This is a genomic window from Parageobacillus caldoxylosilyticus NBRC 107762, assembly GCF_000632715.1.
In the GTDB taxonomy this organism is placed as follows: domain Bacteria; phylum Bacillota; class Bacilli; order Bacillales; family Anoxybacillaceae; genus Saccharococcus; species Saccharococcus caldoxylosilyticus.
Map to the genome: position 1 here is coordinate 1 of NZ_BAWO01000071.1, position 24,479 is coordinate 24,479.

At 38.3% G+C, this 24,479-nt stretch carries 21 protein-coding genes; 10 read left to right on the forward strand and 11 right to left on the reverse strand.

The features are described 5' to 3' along the window. Positions 1-22 precede the first annotated feature (22 nt). From msrA to GCA01S_RS16940, 9 genes are all read left to right on the forward strand, one after another. Positions 23-994 carry a peptide-methionine (S)-S-oxide reductase MsrA gene (msrA, locus tag GCA01S_RS16895; RefSeq protein ID WP_081162097.1) on the forward strand — a complete coding sequence of 324 codons (972 nt, stop codon included), beginning with the start codon at positions 23-25 and terminating at the stop codon, positions 992-994. A gap of 90 nt (positions 995-1,084) precedes the next feature. Further along, on the forward strand, positions 1,085-1,987 hold the full coding sequence (gene purU / locus GCA01S_RS16900; RefSeq protein WP_017434074.1) for a formyltetrahydrofolate deformylase: 903 nt from the start codon (positions 1,085-1,087) through the stop codon (positions 1,985-1,987). 151 nt (positions 1,988-2,138) lie between these two features. Continuing rightward, positions 2,139-2,513 carry a helix-turn-helix transcriptional regulator gene (locus tag GCA01S_RS16905; protein ID WP_017434075.1) on the forward strand — a complete coding sequence of 125 codons (375 nt, stop codon included), beginning with the start codon at positions 2,139-2,141 and terminating at the stop codon, positions 2,511-2,513. Between the two features lie 160 nt (positions 2,514-2,673). Further along, on the forward strand, positions 2,674-3,540 hold the full coding sequence (locus tag GCA01S_RS16910; RefSeq protein WP_217499500.1) for an ATP-binding protein: 867 nt from the start codon (positions 2,674-2,676) through the stop codon (positions 3,538-3,540). 10 nt (positions 3,541-3,550) lie between these two features. Beyond that, a complete protein-coding gene (locus GCA01S_RS16915) occupies positions 3,551-5,470 on the forward strand; it encodes a vWA domain-containing protein (RefSeq protein WP_042411749.1) in 1,920 nt (639 codons plus the stop codon). Positions 5,471-5,489: 19 nt separating this feature from the next. Continuing rightward, complete coding sequence (locus tag GCA01S_RS16920) at positions 5,490-6,731, forward strand: DHH family phosphoesterase (protein ID WP_042411750.1); 1,242 nt, start codon at positions 5,490-5,492, stop codon at positions 6,729-6,731. A 501-nt stretch (positions 6,732-7,232) separates the two neighbouring features. Next, positions 7,233-7,427 (forward strand): hypothetical protein, encoded by a 195-nt coding sequence (locus tag GCA01S_RS16925; protein WP_042411752.1) that lies wholly within the window; start codon positions 7,233-7,235, stop codon positions 7,425-7,427. Positions 7,428-7,985: 558 nt separating this feature from the next. Next, complete coding sequence (locus GCA01S_RS16935) at positions 7,986-8,549, forward strand: hypothetical protein (protein ID WP_042411755.1); 564 nt, start codon at positions 7,986-7,988, stop codon at positions 8,547-8,549. Positions 8,550-9,267: 718 nt separating this feature from the next. Next, the gene (locus GCA01S_RS16940; protein WP_042411756.1) at positions 9,268-10,173 is read left to right on the forward strand and encodes a tyrosine-type recombinase/integrase; all 906 of its coding nucleotides are present in this window, start codon (positions 9,268-9,270) and stop codon (positions 10,171-10,173) included. A 22-nt stretch (positions 10,174-10,195) separates the two neighbouring features. Here GCA01S_RS16940 and GCA01S_RS16945 read toward each other — a convergent pair whose 3' ends face one another. The 8 genes from GCA01S_RS16945 to GCA01S_RS16980 form a co-directional block, all read right to left on the reverse strand. Next, positions 10,196-11,380, reverse strand: a complete 1,185-nt coding sequence (locus tag GCA01S_RS16945) for a tyrosine-type recombinase/integrase (RefSeq protein ID WP_042411759.1) — start codon at positions 11,378-11,380, stop codon at positions 10,196-10,198. A gap of 220 nt (positions 11,381-11,600) precedes the next feature. After that, on the reverse strand, positions 11,601-12,554 hold the full coding sequence (locus GCA01S_RS16950) for a tyrosine-type recombinase/integrase (protein ID WP_042411761.1): 954 nt from the start codon (positions 12,552-12,554) through the stop codon (positions 11,601-11,603). Then, entirely contained in the window at positions 12,551-13,687 is a 1,137-nt protein-coding gene (locus tag GCA01S_RS16955) for a tyrosine-type recombinase/integrase (RefSeq protein WP_042411763.1), read from the reverse strand. Before GCA01S_RS16955 ends, GCA01S_RS16950 begins: the two co-directional genes overlap by 4 nt. Positions 13,688-13,690: 3 nt before the next feature. Then, a complete protein-coding gene (locus GCA01S_RS16960) occupies positions 13,691-15,178 on the reverse strand; it encodes a tyrosine-type recombinase/integrase (protein ID WP_042411767.1) in 1,488 nt (495 codons plus the stop codon). 181 nt (positions 15,179-15,359) lie between these two features. After that, the gene (locus tag GCA01S_RS16965; protein WP_042411768.1) at positions 15,360-16,160 is read right to left on the reverse strand and encodes a hypothetical protein; all 801 of its coding nucleotides are present in this window, start codon (positions 16,158-16,160) and stop codon (positions 15,360-15,362) included. Positions 16,161-16,360: 200 nt separating this feature from the next. Then, on the reverse strand, positions 16,361-16,636 hold the full coding sequence (locus GCA01S_RS16970; RefSeq protein ID WP_023634498.1) for a hypothetical protein: 276 nt from the start codon (positions 16,634-16,636) through the stop codon (positions 16,361-16,363). 67 nt (positions 16,637-16,703) lie between these two features. Then, complete coding sequence (locus GCA01S_RS16975; protein ID WP_255212299.1) at positions 16,704-17,237, reverse strand: LAGLIDADG family homing endonuclease; 534 nt, start codon at positions 17,235-17,237, stop codon at positions 16,704-16,706. Further along, positions 17,212-17,631: a hypothetical protein gene (locus tag GCA01S_RS16980; RefSeq protein WP_042411773.1), complete on the reverse strand. Its 420-nt coding sequence runs from the start codon at positions 17,629-17,631 to the stop codon at positions 17,212-17,214. Before GCA01S_RS16980 ends, GCA01S_RS16975 begins: the two co-directional genes overlap by 26 nt. 182 nt (positions 17,632-17,813) lie before the next feature. Here GCA01S_RS16980 and GCA01S_RS16985 point away from each other — a divergent pair, with 182 nt between their 5' ends. After that, positions 17,814-18,041 (forward strand): helix-turn-helix domain-containing protein, encoded by a 228-nt coding sequence (locus GCA01S_RS16985; protein WP_255212300.1) that lies wholly within the window; start codon positions 17,814-17,816, stop codon positions 18,039-18,041. 172 nt (positions 18,042-18,213) lie between these two features. On the opposite strand, the gene GCA01S_RS16990 is transcribed toward GCA01S_RS16985, so the two are convergent. Genes GCA01S_RS16990 through hsdR form a run of 3 tightly spaced genes read right to left on the reverse strand, consistent with a single transcriptional unit; the run spans position 18,214 to position 24,353 of the window. Further along, positions 18,214-19,632 (reverse strand): restriction endonuclease subunit S, encoded by a 1,419-nt coding sequence (locus tag GCA01S_RS16990; protein ID WP_042411775.1) that lies wholly within the window; start codon positions 19,630-19,632, stop codon positions 18,214-18,216. After that, a complete protein-coding gene (locus GCA01S_RS16995) occupies positions 19,629-21,086 on the reverse strand; it encodes a class I SAM-dependent DNA methyltransferase (RefSeq protein WP_042411777.1) in 1,458 nt (485 codons plus the stop codon). The genes GCA01S_RS16990 and GCA01S_RS16995 overlap by 4 nt, the downstream gene beginning before the upstream one ends. A gap of 60 nt (positions 21,087-21,146) precedes the next feature. Then, the gene (gene hsdR, locus GCA01S_RS17000) at positions 21,147-24,353 is read right to left on the reverse strand and encodes a type I restriction-modification system endonuclease (RefSeq protein WP_042411779.1); all 3,207 of its coding nucleotides are present in this window, start codon (positions 24,351-24,353) and stop codon (positions 21,147-21,149) included. Positions 24,354-24,479 lie beyond the last annotated feature (126 nt).

Here is a 24,479-nt window from a genome sequence, read left to right on the forward strand (position 1 = left end):
TATAGAGGGAGGGATGCGTCTTATGGGATATGAATTAGCGACATTTGCCGGCGGTTGTTTTTGGTGCATGGTTTCGCCATTTGAAGAGCAGCCGGGAATTATCCGTGTCGTTTCCGGGTATACCGGCGGCCATAAAGAAAATCCGACGTATGAGGAAGTATGTTCAAAAACGACCGGCCACTATGAAGCAGTGCAAATTACCTTTGATCCGGACGTATTTCCATATGAAAAGCTGCTCGACATTTACTGGCGGCAAATCGATCCGACCGATGACGGCGGACAATTTCACGATCGCGGTCCGCAATATCGCACGGCGATTTTTTACCACAACGAAAAACAGCGCCTTCTCGCGGAAAAGTCGAAACGGGAACTCGAAGAAAGCGGTCGCTTCTCGAAACCGATTGTGACGAAAATCCTGCCGGCATCCACGTTTTATCCGGCGGAGGAGTATCACCAAGATTACCATAAGAAAAATCCGCTTCGCTATAAACTGTACCGGATCGGCTCGGGTCGCGATGCGTTTTTAAAAGAGCACTGGCGGGATAAAAAGAGAGAAGAAATGTTGCGGAAAAAGCTAACTCCTCTTCAATTTGAAGTGACACAGCGAAACGGGACGGAACCGCCGTTTGACAATCCATACTGGAATAACAAACGCGAAGGAATATATGTAGACATCGTTTCCGGGGAACCGCTCTTTAGTACGAAAGATCAATTTGATGCGGGCTGCGGTTGGCCGAGCTTTACGAAGCCGCTTCATCCGGAAAACATTAAAACGGAGCTCGATTTAAGCCACGGAATGATTCGAACGGAAGTGCGGAGCCGTAAAGCGGATTCCCACTTAGGTCATGTCTTTGACGACGGTCCGGCGCCAACCGGTCTCCGTTATTGTATTAATTCCGCTGCATTACGGTTTATTCCAAAAGAAGATTTAGAAAAAGAAGGATATGGAGAATATTTATCCTTATTTGAGACGGACGATAAGGCAAATAAATAAAAAAACGGTTGGCATTCCGACCGTTTTTTTATATGATGTTTTTTATATGATGAAGGATAAATAAATAATATACAGGGGGAAAATGGCCATATGCAAACATTTCGTGAACATCGCTGGCAATCGTTTCTACAAACCTATGAAAACCGGGCTCGTTTGTTAATTTCATGCCCGGACAAACCAGGTATTGTTGCGGCGGTGACATCGTTTTTATACGAACAGGGCGCAAATATTGTAGAATCTAGTCAATATTCCACTGATCCTGAAGGAGGCACTTTTTTCTTAAGAATCGAATTTGATTGTCCGGATATCGCGGTGCGAAAGCAAGAGATCGAATCCGCTTTTCAGCCCATCGCCGCATCGTTTCATATGGATTGGCGCCTCCGCTTACATAATGATGTCAAACGAATCGCGATATTTGTGTCAAAAGCAGAGCACTGTTTGCTCGAGTTATTATGGCAATGGCAGGCAGGGGAGCTTTTCGCTGACATTGCGCTTGTCATCAGCAACCACGAATATTTGCGCAGCACGGTTGAATCGATGGACATCCCGTACTTTCATATCCCAGTGACGAAAGAAACGAAAGCGGAGGCGGAACGAAAACAAATCGAATTGTTAAAACAATATGAAATCGACACCATTGTGCTCGCCCGCTACATGCAAATACTATCGCCAGCTTTTGTTGCTGAGTTTCCGGGAAGAATCATCAATATTCACCATTCGTTTTTACCCGCGTTCGTCGGAGCCAGACCGTATGAGCGGGCATATGAGCGCGGTGTAAAACTGATCGGTGCCACGTCGCACTACGTGACCGATGATTTGGACGAAGGGCCGATTATCGAACAAGACGTCGCCCGCGTCGATCACCGTCATCATCCAGAAGACCTGAAACGCATAGGTCGTATCATTGAAAAAACGGTGCTCGCCCGCGCCCTGAAATGGCATTTAGAAGATCGCGTTATCATTCATGGGAACAAAACGATCGTCTTTTATTAATACCGCTTCAGAAAGGAAAGAGGGAGCCTCTTTCCGTTTTTCTTTATGATATAATAAATCCATGTTCTAAATAAAAAATCACCACAAAAGAAGGATTTCAGCCCAAAAGAAGAAAATATAATAAAGCAAATACACAAGGAGGAAAGAAAAAATGGGAGAGAAACGAACACCAAGTGGTTTTCTGTTAAAACAGCGTGCGTTTTTAAAACTATATTTAATCACGTTAACGGAACAGGAACGTTTATATGGACTTAAAATTTTAGACTTGCTGCGTCAGGAGTTTAAGCCATACGGATATCGCCCCAATCATTCAGAAGTGTACAAAGCGCTGCATGATTTAATTGAGGATGGAATTTTAAAACAAGTGAAACAGAAAAAAGAGGGAATGAAATACCAAGAAGTGGTATATTACCGTTTTGCCGATGGCGGATATGAAAAAGCAAAACTGTACAAACGGCAGTTAAAAGCGGAATTAGACCGCTGTGCGGCGCTCATCCGCAAAGCGATTGAGGATAATTTCAGCTGACAGGGAGCTATTAAGGTACGGTAACGGCTCTCTGTTTTCTTTTTCTGCTTATTTTACATAACATATTTATTGTATATAAATATTTTTTTTGCGTGAAAATAGGACATTTAGTAGAATAATAACCGTAATTGTTAAGAGAAAGGAAGACTACTGTGTGAAACTGCCAGAGAAAATTGAGCAAATCATCCAATATCGAAAAAACGCATTTCTCAATGACAATGACGCCGATCTGATCGGAAAAGGCGGTTACACCGCTTCCGATGAAGCGATTCTATATGATGCCATTGTGGCGCTGGCCCTTGGGAAAAATGTGCTCTTAAAAGGTCCAACAGGCTCAGGCAAAACAAAGCTAGCCGAGACGATATCCTCCATCTTCGGCCAGCCGATGCATAGCATTAACTGCTCCGTCGATTTGGATGCCGAAGCGCTGCTCGGCTTTAAAACGATTCAAAACCGTGACGGAAAAACGGAAATCGAGTTTGTTCCAGGTCCTGTCATTCAGGCAATGACAAAAGGACATTTATTATATATTGACGAAATCAATATGGCAAAGCCAGAAACATTGCCGATTTTAAACGGTGTCCTCGATTACCGCAAAATGATTACCAATCCATTTACCGGGGAAGTGGTAAAAGCAAAAGAAACGTTTGGTGTGATCGCTGCCATCAACGAAGGATATGTCGGCACCGTGCCGCTCAACGAAGCGTTAAAAAACCGCTTTGTCGTCATTGAGGTTCCGTATATTCAAGGGGATACATTAAAATCCGTCTTGCTGGCACAAACTACATTAACGGACGAAAAGCTGATCGATCGTTTTGTTGCCTTGTCTGCTGATTTAATTACGCAAGTGAGAAACGGACAAATCTCTGAAGAAGCCGCTTCGATTCGCGCGCTCATTGATACGTGCGATTTAGCCGTTTATTTGCCGCCGCTACGCGCCATTGAACGTGGCATTGTGGAAAAACTGGAAGACGATCGTGAAAAAGCAGCGGTACGCAACATTGCGGAAACGTTGTTTGCACAATGAGGGAGCAGCCATGGAACGGTTTATTTTATTTAACGATAAAAAAATTGACTCCTTTTTGTTTATGCAGCTGTCTGATTTGGCGAAAACATTGGCAAGGAGCGGAGACTGGGAGATCGAATTCGGCTTTCAATCGTATGTCGACTTTCGCGGGCGGAAGATTTACGTCAGCCATTTTTGGGACAACCGTCCAAAGGAAGAAAAAGAACATGGCCTAAAGAGCGATGTATGCTTGCGAACCGTCGGAACACTCTTTCATACCGATATGGCACAAGTCATCCTTTTTCTCGATCAGGTAAAACAGACGGCCATTCCTCATTTTGCAAAGCAGCTGTTTATGTTGGCCGAAGATTTGCGCTTAGAAGAGATTTGCAAAAAGGAGCGGCCTGGCACAAAAAGATGGTTTCGCACCCGCCGCGATGTATACCGCCGCTATTTCCAAAGCCAACTGAGCGCCAATTTAACAAGAAGCGTTTATACCGATGCCCTTTTTTCCGCCATTTATTTATTATTGACATCCGATTCGCCGGTGGAAGACATTCCCGCGATGAACGAGGCGGTCGACCGCATGATGCCGTGGCTTCGTCAGACGCTTCCGCAGTATTTTGATGCTGCTTCGACAAAGGAAGTGTCCCGCATCACGCTGCAAATTACGGAAGCGCTCGGCGAAATACTCGAAAGCGATATGCTCAACACCTATTTTTATCTGCCGGAAAACAGCTATGACAGCGGGGAAACAGGACTCACCTTGTCTGATTTAAAGCGTACGGATCCGCTTGCGAACTGCGATGTGCTCGACAAAGAAAAACGCGGCGATGAAGACGTCCATGAGCAGGAAATGCCGACATGGCACCGCGAAACAAGCGATATGGCGAAAAGTTTTTTCCGCTTTGAACTGGAACGAGGCTCGCGGACGGATTTATTGGGAAGTAGCGCGCGCCCAGGCGAGGACGGAGACCAAGCGCTTGCGATGGTGCAAGGTTCCGCGCGGCAAACGAAGCGGAACGATTACGCCAAACGAAACGAGGTCGTGCGAAGCGATGACTACGACCGCAGCGGTAAAGGGAAGATTTATGGCAAGGAAAACCGATATGCGGAGGCGGTCTTTCTCGTTCCATATCCACCTTCATGCGAACATATCGCCGCATATGAACAAATGAAAACGGAGATTTTGCCGTACCAAAAAAAATTAAAACAAATGATCGAAAAAACGCTCGAACATAAAAAAATTCAGCCGCGTACCGATTTGCATGTCGGCCGCCTGCATAAAAAACTGCTTCGTTTTTGGACAGAAGAACAGCCGCGCCTGTTTTATAAAAAGCAGCAGCCATCTCCGCGCATAGACGCCGCTTTTACCTTGCTCGTCGACTGCTCGGCATCGATGTACGATAAAATGGAAGAAACGAAAAAAGGAATTGTTTTGTTCCATGAAGCATTAAAATCTTTGCTTGTCCCACATCAAATCGTCGGCTTTTGGGAAGACCCAAATGAAGCAACGGAAACAAAACAGCCAAACTATTTCCAAACAGTCATTTCTTTTGCGCAATCGGGCAAAAAACAGTACGGGCCGGCGATCATGCAGCTTGAAGCGCAGGAGGATAACCGCGATGGATTTGCGATCCGCATCATGACGGAACAGCTCCTTGAACGTACGGAAAAACAAAAATTTTTACTTGTCTTTTCCGATGGAGAGCCAGCCGCATACGGCTATGAACAAAACGGGATTATCGATACGCATGAGGCCGTCTTAGAAGCGCGCAAACAAGGAGTGGAAGTAATCAACGTCTTTTTAGCAAACGGGGAAATGGATGAGGGACAACGACAGACGATTCAAAACATTTATGGAAAGCATAGTGTGCTCGTGCCAAATGTCGAACAGCTTCCTGACTTTTTGTTCCCTTTATTGAAAAAACTATTGTATAAAAGTTTGTAAAGAAAAGGATGGGTGCTGAATGGTGAAATTGTTTACCGACAGCGATTTAGATGGAATCGGCTGCGGGTTGCTGGCAAAATTAGCGTTCGCGGAAGTCAATATTTCCTTTTGTTCGTACCGCAACTTGGATGAACGAGTAAGACAATTCCTTGAAGACGAGCAAAACAGGGAAGCCGAGCTTTTTATTACCGATTTGGCCGTCGGTGAAGAGGTCGAACAAAAATTGGCGGAACGTTTCAATGCCGGCGGTCATGTGCAAGTGATCGACCATCACGTCACCGCACTTCATTTTAATCAATATCCATGGGGATGGGTCAAGCCGACCGACGAACAAGGCAAGAAAACGTGCGCTACATCTCTGTTTTACGACTATTTAATCCGTGAGGGAAAACTTGAGCGGAACGAAACGCTCGATGAGTTTGTCGAACTCGTCCGACAGTATGATACATGGGAATGGGAAGAAACGAACAATACGCGCGCCAAACGGCTGAATGATTTATTGACGATTTTAGGACTGGATGAGTTTTGGGACAAAATGAGCGAGCGGCTTGCTGCTGATGGACCGTTTTCCTTGACGGAAACAGAAGAACTGATTTTAGACATGGAAGAAAAGAAAATCCAGCGCTATATTCGCATGAAGCAAAAACAGCTCGTTCAACGCTGGTTTGGCGATTATTGCGTCGGCATCGTTTTCGCCGAGCGGCATCTGTCGGAGCTTGGCAACGCCCTGTCGAAACGCTGCCCTCATTTAGATTTAATCGCCATGGTCAACATGGGAACGAAACATATCGGCTTTCGCACGATTCATGATACCGTGAACGTTGCTGAATTTGCGAAGCAGTTTGGTGGCGGAGGCCATCCGAAAGCGTCCGGTTGCTTTGTCGACGAAACAACGTTCCCGCTTTTTGTTGTCGACACGTTTCCACTTGCGCCGGTATATCATGATGCGGAACAAAACAAGCTCAATACAAAAGATCAAACAGAAGGGTTCTTTTTTACCAATCATCAAGGCCAATGGTTTTTCTTTCAGCAAGCAGAGGAAACATGGATGGTTTGCCAGGAAGGAAAAGAGAAACGGTCATTCCTGACTCAAGAAGAAGCCGAGCGCTGGATTAAACGGCAATTTGCCGCTGGATTGGCCGATGACCAGTCGGTAATCGACTATTTGCACCAACGGTTGTCTTTAGAAAAAGAAAAAATCAAAGAAGAATATGTCCATGTTTTGCAGCAATATAAACAAAAAACCGGCATTCCTTCATGATGCCGGTTTTCCTCTGTTCCATCTTTATCCTCCCTTATACAAAATTCCCTTATTTGCTATTTTTCTTCCCTCTCATTTCCTTATAAAATACAAATATATAACCCATACGGCTCGAGCCAGCGAATTGCTTGCAACGATCACTCGCGATTACGGAATATCAGTCACCGATTTAAAAGCGTGGAATTGATGAAAATCCGAACTCACTACCGCCGGACAAACATTGTTCGTGGCCAAACCCGCAGACACACCGAAATCTCCGGGCAAGCCTCGCGGCAAAAATTTCGGAATGTACGATGAGAACTGGAAGGCAATCAATTCATACACGTACGTAGAATATTGAGAATGGAAGATGCAGAGCAACTAAAAAAACAGTCTTCCGTGTAAGTGAGGAAAGCCTGTTTTTGCTGCTGTATAGAAGAAAATGTTAACATAATTGTAACAGTTTTTATGTTTAGGAAAAACAGTTTTTGATTATAATTGATGAATAGGGAGGTGAGAAAAGTGAAACAGTATGTCTTTTCCTTTTACACAGAGCAAGCAAAACCAGTGGTATGGGATGAAGCCATCTTGGCATCTGGAATGATGGAAGCCTTTTCAAAAGTGAAAATGTTAATGGCGAAATACAAGCGGGAAAAAGGTGTGCCAATCCGTGTAAAATACAAAGGCGTTCGCTACCGTCATACCGATATTGCCTAATGAATCAACACGGAAGGATGATATCATGATTTCCCTACTGCAACGACAATGTAGCGGGTAAACGTGCAGCGGTTCCTCCATTCATTTAAGAACGCTGCACGTTTTTATTTATTTTAATCAATATAGTTTAACTATTTAAAAAATATCGCATACCAATTGCGGAACAATCAGACGAAGACGAAGCGGAAAACCTTGCTTGAAGGGAAAAAGGGGAGCCGTCATAGGCAGAGATAGATGGATTCGAGCGGCAGGATCCGTGCATGCATATATTAATATATACGTACATACAGTTTAATAATACATTACAAGTAAACGGAGGAATCGCTACAAACTTCAAACAATTACATAGTGACAAAAAACGTTTAGCTTATGCGGAAGCAATCGTCAAACTTCTCCCAACAATGGAGTGCATGAAGGAATTATCAAAATTTCCTTTTATTCCATGCCATATAAAGGCGGGCGACCGTCTTGCGCTGATTGTATGTTGGCTATGATCTTGAAGCATCGCAAACGCAAATGGTAGAATGGTAGGAAAAGGATATGAAGGGAGTTACTTTCGTGAGTTGGAAAAAAATGATCGGTTGGATATTGGGGATTGTTGTCGGGGGCGGCGTCATTGTCGCATCTCTTGCTTTTTATGTGTTCATTGTGTTGGGGAACTTGGATAAAGGAAAATCAATCGTGAAGAAACCCGACAACGAATCGTCGGTGGTGGAAGCGTCGGCAAACGAATCGGAAGATGTTGACAAAAAAGTCGTGAACGAACCCGTTGACAAATCGGTTGTGACGCTTGCAGACGGAACGGACGGACATTCGTTCATTTCCAAATATCACGAATTTTACAATGACACGCTTTGCTGGGGAAGAATTGACACGGCGTCATATTCGGAACAAGCGCAAACAGCAAGTGAAATCCTTCAGTCGTTAGAAGACGTCAAGATAACGAACAAGGACATTGCGAAAGACTTCGAATCTATTAAAGAAAACGCAAAGATTGTTGTGAAAGAAGACAACCGCGAAGCAATGCGCCAGCTTCACCGATTGTTTCATGACTTGGATATTTACTTCAACGGATATGACTATCACCAAACATTTGGAGTTACGGAATTCACGGGCGAATAGAATAAATGCCCGTGTTTTTATATTTTATGTAATGGAAACCCCGTCCATAGCGTTTCCCGAGATCCGTATCACGTATCAAAATGAACTATCTTGGCGGCCCTAGCCGCATGCCGAGGGTAGAGGGAAAATTTTCCTTTTGTTCAAAAAGAGGAAGGATTGAATTTTTGTCCGCTGATTTCCAGTACATTCCAACGTTGCAAACGGTGTTTTCGTAGGCAGTGCAGGGGTTACCAAACCCATAATACATGTGACAGAAATGGGAATTTGATAGATCAGAAAATATCTGACTTGGCGTAGCAAAAATTGATGCTTCACATTTTTCAATAAGGACGTATCTTTTTTAATTTTTTCTTTTATAACTTTTTATTTTGATGCTCATGGTAATAAGTAATTATGATATACAATACAGCCAAAACTGAACTCGATACTCGATTTTTTCTTTTTTGTCTCAATAACACTAGTTTACTTTATATTGAGACAGAATAATCTATAACTTCCTATAATTTATATTATGTAAACTGAATAGAAACTAAAGCGTACTAATAAGTTGATCCCTCAAGTACCGATAAGATTTTATATCGTGTACTTCTTCCCCTCAAGTTGACGATAATTATTGATGCTGTCCTAATAAGTTTTATGGACGTCCGGATAACTATCAGGTACGGTCCATAATTTACGGGTGCGTCCTCATAACTAAATTTTAAGGAGGTCGTTCCGTGTGAACTTTACACAGGCAGCTGACGATTTTTTGATGTATTTGGAAATTGAAAAAAACTGTTCGCATAATACACTACGTAGCTATGCTTATGACTTGAAATGTTACAAAGAATTTTTAATAAAGCAAAACAGATCGCTTGATTTACATGATTTAACACCTTCTACAAGTCGCCGCTTTATTCAAGATCAAGTAATCAATCATGGTGTTAAACCACGAACTTTGCAACGACGCATTTCATGTTTAAAATCCTTCAGCCAATTTTGTCTTAAGGAAAATTATACCAAAATTGACTTCATGGCAGGAATTCAAGTACCTAAAGCTGATAAAAAACTTCCGACTTACATGACTTTAGACGAACTAAAGAAGTTATTTCATTACTTGGAAAATGATAATAGCCGACTGGCATACAGAAATCATCTGCTTTTTAAATTGCTTGCTACGACCGGAATGCGCAGACAGGAAGTTGTTGATTTGAAGTGGGAGCAGGTTGACCTTAACAATAAAACAATCCGAATATATGGAAAAGGTAATAAAGAGCGTCTTCTCCCCCTTCACCCTATTGTCATACCTTTATTTCATGAATATAGAAAGCATTTATTGGATTATCAACTTCATTCATCTGAGCCGGTGTTTTTAAATAAAAATGGATGCAAAATGAATCCTCGTGGATTGCATAAAGTATTTAAAGAAATTCTTGAAAAAGCTGGATTACCGCCCAAAAAATTTTCTCTTCATCATTTAAGGCATACATTTGCCACACTATTACTTCAAGAAAGTAAAAATAAAGTTGATTTACGAACATTACAGGAGTTATTAGGGCATGAAAGTCTGGCATCGACAGCTATTTATACACATGTTGATTTTGAACAAAAGAAAAAGGCAATAAACTCTTTTCTTTTAGAATGATCAATATATTAGGCTACCTTGTTTAGGTAGCCTTTTTTTGGTTTTGATAATGAAGTGACATTATCCTTTCAAATATTTCCGGATTTTGAACAGCTAACTTCATAAGAAAATCCTCTGAAAACGGTAAGCTTTTTGGTTGAGCAAACTCTTCAGCATGTGAATGCGTAATCTGAATTTGCTCATGTGTATCTGAAACAGCCGCTTTTGCATGTGTAACATGTGTAAGGTGTTCTTCTAATTCATTTTCTATTTCTGTTAACACCTTTTTTATTTGATATATTTTTCGTTTATCACGGCGTAAATAAAATTTGATGCTCTCTGTTTCACTGTGACCTAACAAATATTGAATAGTATCCTTGGAAACACCCTTTTCGTCTAACAATGTCGCAATGGAATATCGGAAACCATGTGGTGTAACTCTTCTCTCCCCTTCCCACCCTAAATATTCGCAAATTTTATCAGTCATTCGATTTAATTGTTTGTTTTGTAACGCTAATCCTTTGATTCCGTAACAAAGTGGATCATCGGATGTTAATCCATTCTCTTTAATATACTCCCTCAGACTATTCAAAAATTTTGGTGGCAAAGGTAAGAATTGGACCTTATGTTTGGAGTTATACACTCCAGAATTGTAGACAATTAACTCTTCATCAAATTCAACATCCCTTACTTTTAACGAACATAGCGCTTGATTTCGCAATCCAGTGAACATTAGCAACTTGATAGGTATCTCAATGTCGACCCCTTCCTTTTTTAAATCCTGGATTGCTACATAAACTTGTTTTAATTGATCCATGTCCATTACCGCGGAGTATGAACCGGAGTGTGGACTGGGAACCCTGACAGCTTTGAAAGGATTACTATGAACTATACCAAGACTTTGATAAAACCCATAAATGGATGATAAAGAAGCGATTCTTCTTGAAATGGTTTTAAAAGCAACACCGTTTTCTTTTTGGTGTTTAATCCACTGATTTACAATAGCTAATCTTTCACCATTTTTTAAAACTGGATCAAGATTATTATCCATTAAAAATTCTTCGAAAGTTTTCACGTCATTTTTGTAACTCTCGAATGTTGACTGAGCCCAGTAGCGATGTTCTTTCATGTGAATTAATGAGTCTGATATTGTTGTTTCCATGTTCATTAAATCCTCGAGTGATTGTTGAATATCTGTTTTCTTAACAGTCAATAATTCATTAACCATATTTATACCTCCATCATTAAATGAGTTGTTAAATTTATTATGCAACAACAGATAATTGACCGGAAAAATGACAGCTATCCCTTCTTCATATGAAACGGAAGAATATTTAATCTGACAGCGGATAATCGTCCTATTCCAAATAATGTTATGAACAAACTGTTCACTACAAATGAATTAAAAAGCTCAAATCCACTAATGGGATTTGAGCGACGACCAATGGTTAATTTTTTAATACATCATCAGTATGTTTGTTTAATATATCAGCTAAATACGGACTTGGCGGTAAATAGTGTATAGTAGTACAGATGTTTTTGTGTCTCAATTGGCGCTGAATAATCGAGAGATGGATATTACTCTCATACATCATTCTTGCCAGAGTATGTCTCATTTGATGTGGAGTGATGGAACTCTCAAAGCCAGCAGTCTTGCTGATCTCATTAAGAATTTTGCGGAGTGTAATATAAGTTAATGGTGCATCATTGTAAAAGAATACTTCTTTGTTATCATCGTTATTGCTCCACTTTTTCCAACATGGATGATTAAGATATTCAAACAATGCCTTACTTGTGGAACGAGGCATATGAACAGATAAAGCTCTCGTTTTTTGTCCTTTATTAACAAAAATAGTGCTATTGCTAAAGTTGATTTGTGATTTCGTTAAATGGATAATTTCATTAGCTCTTAATCCGCATGTAATTCCTAATAAGAATAATACTGCATATTTTTTTGAAAAAGGATCAAGCTTCATTGCCGCTTTGAGCAGTTTTCTGCACTCCTCATTACTTAACGAACGGTCTCTTTTATTTAAGCTATAGTAGGGATTATGATAATATAGCATTGGATTATGTTTGATGAGTTTTAATTCATGAAGAAACCCAAAGAAATTACGTAATGCGTTAATGGTTATACATAAACTACTTTTGGAGGATGATCGAGTTCTTATATAAGTAATAAATTCGTCAATAAATTCTTTATCAATTGGTAAGCTGTTCCCATTATTGTAATCACTATAAAACGAGTCAAAATCAACAGTTTCGCCTTCGAACCCGCAGTTAACAATGTACTGCTCAAACTGTTGCAATTTATAGGTATAATTTCTTTTTGTTGACTCTGCTAGATTTACGTGCTTGACCCATTGTTTAAAATAAATCGAGTCAATTAAAATATTGTTCATGTCTCATCATCCCATATTTTTTCAAAATCAATATTTGCAAAAGGATGCATTTCAATTGCTTCTTGCAGATGATGATCGAATAATTTTAAATATACTTCCGTTGACTTGACATACTCGTGCCCCAACAATTTAGAAATGCGATATATATCTATCCCTGATTCAAGAGCTGATAGAGCAAAAGTATGACGAAGTGAATGGGTACTATATTTTCTTTTTTCATCATCTGGTATAGATTGACACTTATCAATTAAATCTTTGATGATTATTTGTATGGTACGCTCAGTTAAAGGAGTTTTCCCGCCATCTTTGGAGAAAACATACAGATTTTTGTAGTTAACATCAGTGTCAATCAGATGCCCATAAGTGAAATTTACATAATTAATTAGCGTTTTTAGGGCTGGTAGAGCTATTTTTCTTTTTACTTTTTCTGTTCGAAGCGTGCGCTTTTTCTTGGGGATTATTAAAAGATGTTGCGTCTCAGGGATAATGTCGCCAATTTGTATTTGCGTTACCTCACCAACCCGTATACCAGATCCTAACATCACCCACAGCAATGTATAGTTTCTAAAATTATTATTTCCTTCTCTTGCTAAATGAAGGAGCTCTCTTACTTGATGTTGATTTAAAGCTTTCGGTTCTTCATCTTCATTTTGAATTATAGGCAACACCCTAGAAAAATTGATATCAGCATTTAAGATTTCCCTTTTACAAATTACCTTAAAAAACGAACGGAGAAACGAGCTTCTCTTGTTACGTGTTGAAAGGTTCTCCGTTTCTTTTAAATATTCAAGTAATAAAGTTGGTTTTTCCATAAAGACCAATACGCTCTCTTGTGTGCCGTTTGAAAAGATTTTATTACAAAAATCTAAAAATGTTCTGGCTTCTGATTGATACGTTTTTTTGCTTGAATCAGCCAATTGCAAAAAATGAATACTGTTAAAAAATTCTTCCATGGCTTCTTCGATGGTCTTATCATTCATGGTATTATTAGGATGGGCACTTTCGAGATAGTGCCCACCAAATAATTGGTTATTTAAAAGAGCATTAACAAACTCCTCACCGTAAGTTGCATGTAATTTTTGTATTTCTTGTTCAAGCTGCACTTTCTTTGACATTTTCCGAGGTAAACCCATTTGTTATAGCCCCTTTCCAAATATTTTGTTGATAGCATCTGTAAGTTCGTCATCACTAAAATGAAGGTAAAATGAAATAGAACGATCCGATTTGTGACGGGCAAGAACACGCAGAGTGTTTGGAGTACACATATAAGATAATTTTGTAATATAAATGTGTCTTAATAAGTGGACTCCCCCCTCAACCTCCATATCAGAAATCAATTTATACAGCTTAAAATTCTGATAAAGCTTTGATTTAAATTGATTAGGTTTCTTTGAAAATACATATCCTTGTTTGCTTCTTTTTAAATTCTTTAACAAAGGTAATACCAATTCTGGTATAGGAAGTATTTCTGATTGTTTATTTTTCCCCTTAATCGATATGGTCTTATTTCCAATATTTATATCTCTCCATTTTAGATTTGCGACTTCATTTAGACGCAAACCTAGGAACAACATTAGTGAATAAGCGGTTTTCTCGATTAATGGGGCTTCGGAATACATGGAAACGGCATTAAAAAACATTTGTAGTTGTTTATTTGAAGGGATTTGGCGATATACGAATTCTTTTGCCTCGATATTTGTTAAATCTTTTGTTATATCATCTTTAAGAAACCCGAGCTGATAAACGTATAAAAAGAACTCTTTCACATAAATAAAATGCGTTCTAGCACCGTTTGGAGTACAATTTTCCCTTCTGATCTCAGCTTCTAAAAATAGCTTGTACTCTGTTAAATGTTCCTTTTTGAACATGTAAACATTGATCGTATTAGGACTATACTCCTGGAACTCCTTTAAGGTATTACAGCACCATTCAAAAAATCGTCTTATCTGTGAACGGTAATTAACTATACTCGACTCGGATGTTCCTTTTTTTAATTTATATTCACAGTGATTCTCAACAACCGGATGAAAGAATGGTTGCCGTTTAGCTTTCTTTACCTGATTTTCTATCTTATCAAACGGTGAAACATAATTATAAAAATTTATCAAATAATATCGTTTTACAGAATCGCCTAATTGTGACAACATCTCCATGACCAGTTGTTTAGCAGCCAAATCCGTTCTTTTCAGTAAATGTTGTTTAATGCCGCTTTTTTGACTACATTTCCCTACAAAGCTTTTTACTACTTCAAAGACCGCTAAAAATGTAAACGGATCTAATGTCATTTTTTTATCAAGGTATTTTACCGCAACGTTTGGAAGGTTTTCTTGCAAAACGAATTTATTCCATAAAACTGTATTTATTGCGGAACGTCCTTTATACTCCACTTTTTTTTGCAAGTTAAGAGCAAGTGAGTCGCCCAATGAATTAACCACCTCTTCATAGTATCTTTGATAATTAGTATGTCCCCGTTTTTTAGGTTTTATAAGTAGATCCGAAAAATTTTTCGTAGAAATACCATTCCACGAAAAATTTTTCTTGTTTATTTCTAAATTTTTCAAGTTATCTACATCCCAAATATCCCATACATTGGAAATCGTGTCTTTTGGTTTGTTTTTCCCCACATCTGCCACCCCGTTTTTTGTTAAGTTTTCTTCGTGTATTATAGTGACACAGATTAGAGAGGAATTGAAAAATGACAATTATGGCGAAGACGGTCGAAGAAATAAAAAAAGCGCTATAAAGCGCTTTATAAGCAAAATAGGTAATTTATGACATGAACAATTGGTTCACTAGCTAGGAAAGTCATTTCTTTTTTAATATTTCTCGCTCTATAAGATTTTTTATCATAATCGCAACCTCTGCTTTAGTAACATTCGGATTGTCTTTTTCTAGTGCATCAATAAAAGCATTCAAAGCATTTTTAATGTCAAGAGAATCATCTGGATAACGGTTAAAAATATTGTTTAACTTTCGAAATACTCTAATATCACTAATTCTATTGGTATCAATTGGACCCAATATTTCATCCCTATGTATTCCAAACTTTTTTTCTAATATTAATATATCCTGTGCAAAAATATTTCCTCTCCCTTGTAATACTAAGTATACACCTCTTGGGTCTATGTTACCGTTTTTATTTTTATAACCCCATTCTTTTGCTATTTTATATATTAGTTCCGTCTTGTTTCTTTTCTCTATTGCTTTATTTAAATTTTCAATAATTGTGTCTTTCCATATTTTTTCGTGGTGTTTTTTAAGGGTCATGATTTGTTCATTATTATCGCGTGTGTTACTTTTACTTTCATTGTCATCTCTTTTGCTATTTTGACTTTTTACACTAGATGACTGGGAAATAGCAAAGGCATTATTCTTTGGTTCTTCTGTCAAACGGCTTATTCTTGTTGCATGGTTAGGATCATCTCTGCTTGTTGTCAGAAACTCATTAACTCGAATAACAATGATATTTTGTCTGTTTATTTCATTAATTAAAAGGTTATAGTTTTCACTTGTCATTTCTAGATAAATCTTTTGTATACCATGATTTTCAATTTCTTTTTCGATTTCCGGGCTATGTATTTGTATAAGTTTGTATTTGTTTTCCATTCTCATCTTCTCCCTTATCATTTTCTCCCTATATTCTTTTAACAATTTTTGTTATTTTTATTCATGTTATAAACCATATAGGGTGAGAAAATTAAATATTTATAAGGGATCCGTTGTGAAGCGGCGCCTAAAATATAGATAATTTTTAGAAAGTAATAATCGACAAAAATGGAGCGGTGATTTACCGCTCCAATCATGTTTTATTTATTTAACATATAAACCGTTGGCTTTGACAGTTTTACGACCGGATGTGCGTTTACTATTACAGCAATCCGTTGTGTAAAGACAAAATTCTTAATATCTTTTAATACATCAGCATTTATTTCCTTATAATCAACGTCAATTTTCAGTTCTACTTTAGTCTCAAAGTCAGTTAATGCTAACCAATGAATTTCATCGTTTTCAAATTTTGTTTTTCCCACTAATTTATAAAAGTCGCAGCAATGTTTAAAGACAACATAAACTTCATGATTCAAATAAAAACCTCCTCATTCGTATTTATTCTGGTGATTAAGGGTATAATTCTGAAGTTGAATTACCTTCCTAAAATGATATCTTTTTTCTATTCTTGTGTCCCCCATTGTTCATGTGTTTCCGTATCTCGTATATTCGGCGTATTCCGTCGATCGTTTTTCCTTCACCGCTTAACAGTTTGTAACAAATGATTTTGAACAATAAAAAGTCATGCCGTTTTATATTCTGAAGCGGATATTTATCAAAAAATGGAATGATTACTTCGACTATTTCATCCAGCTTTCTGACTAAAAAAGTTGCTGTATCGCGGAATTTGACCACTTTTCCACATCTAAGATAATCACGAATCTGCTCAAGAATTTTATAATCATCTTTTTTTAAGGAAATTTTAAAGCAGGGCATAACTTGGTAGCCGGTATAGTGTGTCTTGCTTTCTGTGATACATACGATAAATGAGCCTTCCCCCATTGTAAATCCAGTAACTATCCCAGAAAAAATTGGGTTGGTATTGGGGATTCGCTCTTTTATATCACCGCCTCGTTCCCATTTATTTTTATATCTCACTCTTTTTTGATTTTTATACTTCTTTAGTGCTTGCCGCAAAGATATCATTCCTTTCTTTAGTTGCTCTGTAATACCAGATGTAGTGGATACCGACATATGGTTCTGTTTCATAAAACAAAAAATAACGATTATCCAAAACCCTTTTTTTGTAATATTTTTCAAAATAATGACGCATAAATTCGAGATCCTCATCCAAGTCATCAAATAAAGTAAAATCTTTAATAGGAATGGGAAACGGATTTATATCCGAGCTTTTATAAGGAGATAACGCATAATAAATGTTAAATGGTGTAGAGCTAGTTAATTCAAATACATTTTCTTCAAAAAACAGAATGCCGGACTTCTTACAATGGTACAGCCATTTCTTTACTTGCTGAATATTTTTAGATCCAAATGCTCTACAGCGTATAAGATCGTTTATTGTTATTTTCATGTCATACCTCCTCGTGTTAATTATCCGGAGAGATATTCTGTATATTCACTCTAATCTGATTATGTATGCTAAAATATAAGTATCCGATCTACAGGAGTGTTTATAGGTACATTATGTAGTATTGATAAATTTTCAGATATTATTCACTGTTTGGTGAAAAAAATAAGAAAATTATTTCGGGGGTGGGCTTTTTGTCTTTTGGATCAAACGTAAGATACTTTAGGATACAAAAAAAAATGACACTTCAAGAATTATCAAAAAAACTTGGCGTGTCAGTGAATTATTTAAGTAAGTTGGAACAGGATAGCGCGAAAATCAAACCGGATTTTTTACCGAAGCTTTGTGCGGCATTGGAAATTGATTTGAGTGAACTGTATAGAGAGGATTTGCCGGATATAGAAAAATTGTAGAGGTTATTTAACAAAATTACATATGAGATTCTCAGCTATGCAAGTATGACTGGGAAACTAAACAAGGAGAAGAAAAAAGCTTTAGAAGAAGTGTCGGAAATTATTAAAAACACGCATAAAGGAGCGGTGTAGCGACCGCTCCTTTTTAACATAAAGGCATCAGAAACTCTCATTATTTTACTTTTTCTTGTAATACTTCTTTTAACAACTCAATTGCACTTTCTTCTGTTGGATCATTAGTACCAAGTTCGCCGCGAAATGCTTTGGAAAGGATAGATTGTTTAATTTCTTCGATATTCTTTTCTATACTCAACAGAGCTTTTTGATCATCTTCCAATTTTTGATAAGCGCTTAACCAGTTGGAAATTATAGCAACTTCCTCTTTTGGAGGTAAAGGAATTGGTAATGATGCTAATTTTTGTGAGTTTATATTTGCCTGCCCAACCTGTTGAGTAGCCATAGAAAGTAACATACTTCGACCTATGTGACTATTGATAAAAAAACAAACATATGGGGCAAGAATTTCTTTAAAGTATAAACGAACACGAATCAAATAAGACGCAAAAGTGACTTTCTGGGAAAACTCTTCACCCACTAAAGCAGTTTTCCCAACTAGTTCATAGCTGTTAGTCCTATTAAATAATAAATCATTTGTTTCTAAATCATATTTTTTCACGTCTTCATGTTCATTTGGAAGATACTTTAAATCGTTAGGTACAATACGTCCGTCTATTATATTTCCCATCCTAATAACGGGGGTACCACTTGCATCATCATTCGCCTTTGCCGACGTCCCGTATGTTGATGTTTCAATCAAATCATTTAAACGTACCCATTTCCACTGAGGAGGCAATTTATATAGGTTTTCTAAAACTTTAGGATCTAGTTGATCGATGAATTTTGTTCTTGATTTTTTTAGAACAGTAATATCTTCTAACCATTGCTCTGCTGTTTGACTAATTTCGTTTGTTTCACGCCATTTTTGCGTCAATTCCCCACGAAACGCCTTGTCCAAAATCGCCGCACGACGAAGCTTGAATGTTTCCTTTGCTTCTTCAATTAACTGCTTTGCTTCATCAATTTTTGCAAAAAGCTGCTCGATTTTCTCAGCAATGCGTGTTTGTTCATTAATTGGAGGAAGAGGTATATAATATTTTTCAAACGCCTTTACTGTTATTTGAGGTTGAGCCGAACCCGAAATTAAATCCTTTTTATCTAGAGTTTTAAACAAATATGCGAGAAATTTTATGTTGGCATTCCACTTAGGCTTTAAAATTAACGAATTGCTAGTAACAAATGATTTCGGCTCACTTATATTTATTGTGCCACAAGTTGCCCCTCGACAAGTCATCAATACCCTTGGTTCTTCCTGTGTATATTCTTTGTAAAATCCTATTTTTCCATTAGCACCGTATACAGGGTACCCATTGGGTGTTAATTTTGAGATTGGAAGTCCTTTTCCATACTCTATGTCTAAGACATATGTTGACTTTACCCACACCCAATTCTCCGGCACTTCATATGGTTGTTCTTCTTCTGGCACTAATGCCTCTTCCAATAATTCCTCGATGGTCTTTTGTTTCTTACTCATTTTGAGACCACCTCGTCTTCTTCTACCGCTTTTAACTCGTCTACAACTTCATTTAACAACGCAATAGCTTGCTCTAATTTAGCAATTGCTTCTTCTGCTGAATCAATTGGATCTGGTAAGTTTTCGTATACGGAAAGGGATTCATCTGCAATCAAACCAATATCCAGACTGTCGCCTTTTTTCGCAATTTCTTCGCGAGTAAACACATTCCATCGCTCATCTTTTACTTTACGGCGATCTTCCGCTGTGTAGGCTTTAATGAATCCTTCAAAATGTTCTTCTGTTAATGGATTGCGTTTGCCAAGTGACGGCATATTCGTGCGCAAGTCGTATACCCACACTTCTTTTGTATTACCTTTGTCTGTCTTTCCTCTTGTGAAGAATAAAACGTTTGTTTTTACGCCCTGTGCATAGAAAATACCTGTTGGTAAACGTAAAATAGTGTGAAGGTTGCATTTGTCCATTAAGTCGCGACGAATTTGCGCACCAACACCGCTTTCAAACAAGACATTATCCGGAACGACAACAGCGGCACGGGCATTCCCATCAGCCTTTAATGCGTTATAAATTAATTGCAAAAAGTTCAACTGTTTATTTGATGTTTCAAACGTTAGGTCATCACGCGTTGCACGTTCACCGCCCTTTTTCGTTCCAAAAGGTGGATTCGTCAAGATAACGTCAAAGTTTTTCAGCCATTTTCCGTTGTTTGATAAAGAATCCCCGTGTTCGATACGACCTTCAATACCATGAAGTAGGGCATTCATCAAAGCTAAACGGTGTGTATCTTTCACAAGTTCCATACCTGAAAATGCTTCTTTTCGCTGGAACTCTGCTTGTTGCGGATCTAAATCAAAATAGTCGTCTGTTTTGCTTTTTAAATATCGATCAGCAGCAATCATAAAACCGAATGTACCTGCCGCAGGGTCATTACATCTTTCTCCTACTTTTGGATCAATAAGCTTGACCATGACGTTAATTAGCGGACGCGGAGTAAAGTATTGACCTGCGCCGGATTTTTTCTCACTCGCATTCTTTTCAAGCAATCCCTCGTATAAATCACCGAGACCTTCTTTTTCAGCGCTATACCAGTCAAGCGCATCAATGGACTTAATAATCTTTTCTAAGTTTTTCGGCTCAGAAATACTTGTACTTGCATCTGCATAAATTTGACGCAATAACTCATTTTCACTTTTTCCAAGCTCTAAGAGAAGTCGCTGATAATGATTTTTTAACTCTGTACCTTCGAGCTTTACTAAGCTGTCCCAACGATACTCTTCAGGAATGATATGTTCAACGTTCTCTCTATCTTTAGGAGAAAGCTTTCCTTTTTCATTCATCATTTTTAGAAATAGGATATAAGTCAGCTCTGTTAAATACTGCTGATATGTAATTCCGTCATCACGCAGTACATTACATAAATTCCATAATTTCTGCACAATCTCTTGGTTGCCCATGTAGTTACCCCCCATTTTCTCATTAACGAAAAAAGTGTGCCCCAGAAAAGAGGCACAGATTTAACTAATATATAAATGTTCATTTATAGTATACACGATCTTGTCAATATATTCACCAAACTCCCGTTTTAGCATATTATATCCTCCGTGTGACCTGAACGGCTCTTCCGAAAAAGCATCCTCTGGGTTTGGTGCGAGCACTGGAACTTGTAATAGCTGTTTTTCAATCCGCTCCAACCACTTTTTCTGACGAGGCGTCCAGTCATGTAAGCTATAAACTTTCTGCATAGCGCGTTTTACCCGTGTTTCATGGTCGATGAGTGCATCACCTAGCGCAGCCTGGCGAATAAAGCTAATAATATCAGCGGCAATTTCTTCATTTTTAGCTTGCTTCCAAGCTGTTTGCAGGTGGGACTGTTTAAAGCCTTTCGTTTCTAAAATGGTAATTAATTCACGTAAATCTTGCCGTGTTAAATCTTTTGGACGTGTACATACAATTTGCAGAGCAGGAATTAAGTTCATATTTTCTTTTACGAAGCGCTCAAACCCTTCTAAATAATCTTCAGGTCGGTTGTTCCCTTCCCCGTAACCTCGTTGTACTTCTTTTACTTTATCTGCATGTTTGGAAATGTACACTTTCTCTCCACGAGTACGATATTGTTCTACATATTCGAATAAAATCGACTGCTCCTTTATTTCTTTTGGAGATAATGATTGTAAATCATGTGCCCATTCATCGATGCTTTTTCCGTTGGATAACTCTTTGAATTTCTGTTTTGCTTCTTCAGGCAAAACTTGTTTTTTTCGTTGAATCTTTGCAATGAGCTGCTTACGGTAAAATTCGACTTCTTCGTTACTTCCTGCGTTTATCAGTGATTCATATAATTGACCGATGGAATAGTGTTGCTTTTTCACAACTGGTTTCATATCGGTATAAGACTTCAATGCATCATAAATGCCGACCGCATCATAAATATTGAAATGTGTTTTTCCGATTTCAGGGCAAAGACGGGTTGCACGTCCAAGCATTTGCTCGTACAAAATACGCGATTGCACACGACGCAAGAAAACTAGATTCGTAATCGCCGGTACGTCTACACCTGTTGTTAATAAATCGACTGTTACAACGATGTTAGGCAATCGTTCGTTTTTAAAACGTTTGATTGCTTCAAGAGGTTTATAAATGGAACCCGTAATTTTCATAATCGCATCGTCTTCTACTTCGTCGCCGCGTTCTTTATACGCTTCTTTCAATAAACGAACAACTAAATCTGCATGTTGATCATTCACTGCAAAAATTAACGTTTTCTCTTTTCCTGTTGGGTCGATATATTCGGTTAATTTTCTAAGTACCGCCCGGTTGAAAGGTTCGGTAATGACCTTTTTGTTAAACTGTTCTACATCAAAGTGTACGGTATCTTCCATTTTTTCAAGGATAAGTTCCTGTTTCTCAACATCATACACTTCGACTTCTTCACCTTTTTCAAATGTAATACCTGCCTCTGCCAGCTCTGTTTTAAATATGTAAGGTGGTTCGTGATCAACTAAATATCCGTCCAATACTGCCTCCGTATATGTGTATTTGAAAATAGGCATTCCAAAAATCTCCGTTGTATGGAGTGCTGGAGTAGCGGTTAATCCTAAGCAAGGCGCGTCGAAGTAATCAATCACGCGACGATATTGGCTAATATAATCATTTTGGTCTCGGAATAGTAGTTCTTCTTCCGTCATTTCACGATCGCCTGTATAACCACGGTGTGCTTCGTCTACGATGATAAAATCATACTGCCCTACACTTGGAATTTTTTCGTTTTCATTATGAAATAAGCGTTTTACCATTCCTTGTACTGTTGCAATGTGTACTTTTGTTTCTACATCAGGTGAGATATCTTCCAATGATTTGATATCATAAATATCAGCAAAAGAGTACCCTTCAATTTTTGTATCTTTTAATGCATCTTCCGTTTGTTTTCCTAGTGAGTTACGGTCAACTAAAAATAAAATGCGACGGCACTTTTTTGATTTAATTAAACGATACATTAATGCAATAGCTGTACGTGTTTTACCGGTTCCTGTTGCCATGGTGACAAGCATTCGTCTCTTTCCTTGTTTTAATGCTTCTTCAACAGCTAATACGGCTTTTTGTTGATAATAGCGAAGACCAAATTTTGTAATGTCTTCTTCATCTAATCTTCGGTTTGCCTCTTTATCATTCTTTTCTAGTAGTAACTGCAAATCTTCCGGGGAATGCCATCCTTCTAATGGTCTTGCATGCTCAAATGGCTTTCGGGAGTCCCAAAACCAAATTCCTGACTCTTCTTTTAACTGTGGCAAATACGGTCTACCGTTCGTTGCATATAAGAACGGAACTTTATAATCACCTGTTGTCGGTGTAATTATTTCGTCGTCATGTTGGTATACATTTCTTGCATATGTCTTTGTCTGACTTTCCAATACGGATGGCACATTTTTGTGTTTTGCCTTCGCTTCAATTAACCCGACTAGCTGTTTTCCTATAAATAAGGCATAGTCAGCTCGCCCATCCTTTACTTCCCATTCGGCAATTGCTAAGTTACGTCCTTTTTCCGGTCGAGTACCACGACGATAATTAAGATTAACACTGTCTGCTTCCCAACCTACTTGACGCAGCTTTTCATCAATGATCGCTCTTGTTTCTGCTTCGGATAATTGCAAACGTTTTGAAAATCTTCTTGAAGCTTGGATCCGCTTTTGTTTTTCATCTGCCGTAACATATTCCGTTCTTTCACGAAGCTCTTCCAATTCCGCTTCAAGCTGTTTTACTTTTTCTTCATATTCTCTCTGCAATGCCTCATGATCGACATGAGCTTGTTCTTGAGGTTCTTGATACTCCGGTGCTTCAAAATTGAAGTCACCGTATACTTCCATAAACCATACGCTTAAGCGAAAAGCAATTAACAGTACCGCTTTTGCTTCTTCGGTTGTTCCGTAATCAGTACCGTGCGCAGCATGATTTCCTTTCTTACGAAGTGTATCAAACATTTCATAAAGCTCATAATCAAGCAGCCCTTCTGCTCGTAATGTATTGATTCGATCAAGCTGGCTTGTATTGTGTGCTTCCTTAATATTTTCGAGAGCTAAGATAATTTTTGCTAATGTTTCTCCGAACAAGCGGAGCTTCATTAAAGTTGTATGGGGATCTTTATATACGTTTTTCTCTGCTGTTTCCCCTAGATTAGCTAACACGTCCCATTTACCAGTGAGAAATGAAAAATTACTTTGCCCCATAAACATCACCATTTTTAAAAATTGTATACAATTATTATACATATATTGTAAATCATAGTTTTAAATAAAAAAACCGGTAATTTGGATAAGCAATAAAAAAGGAATTAAAAATAACACACAAAAGGA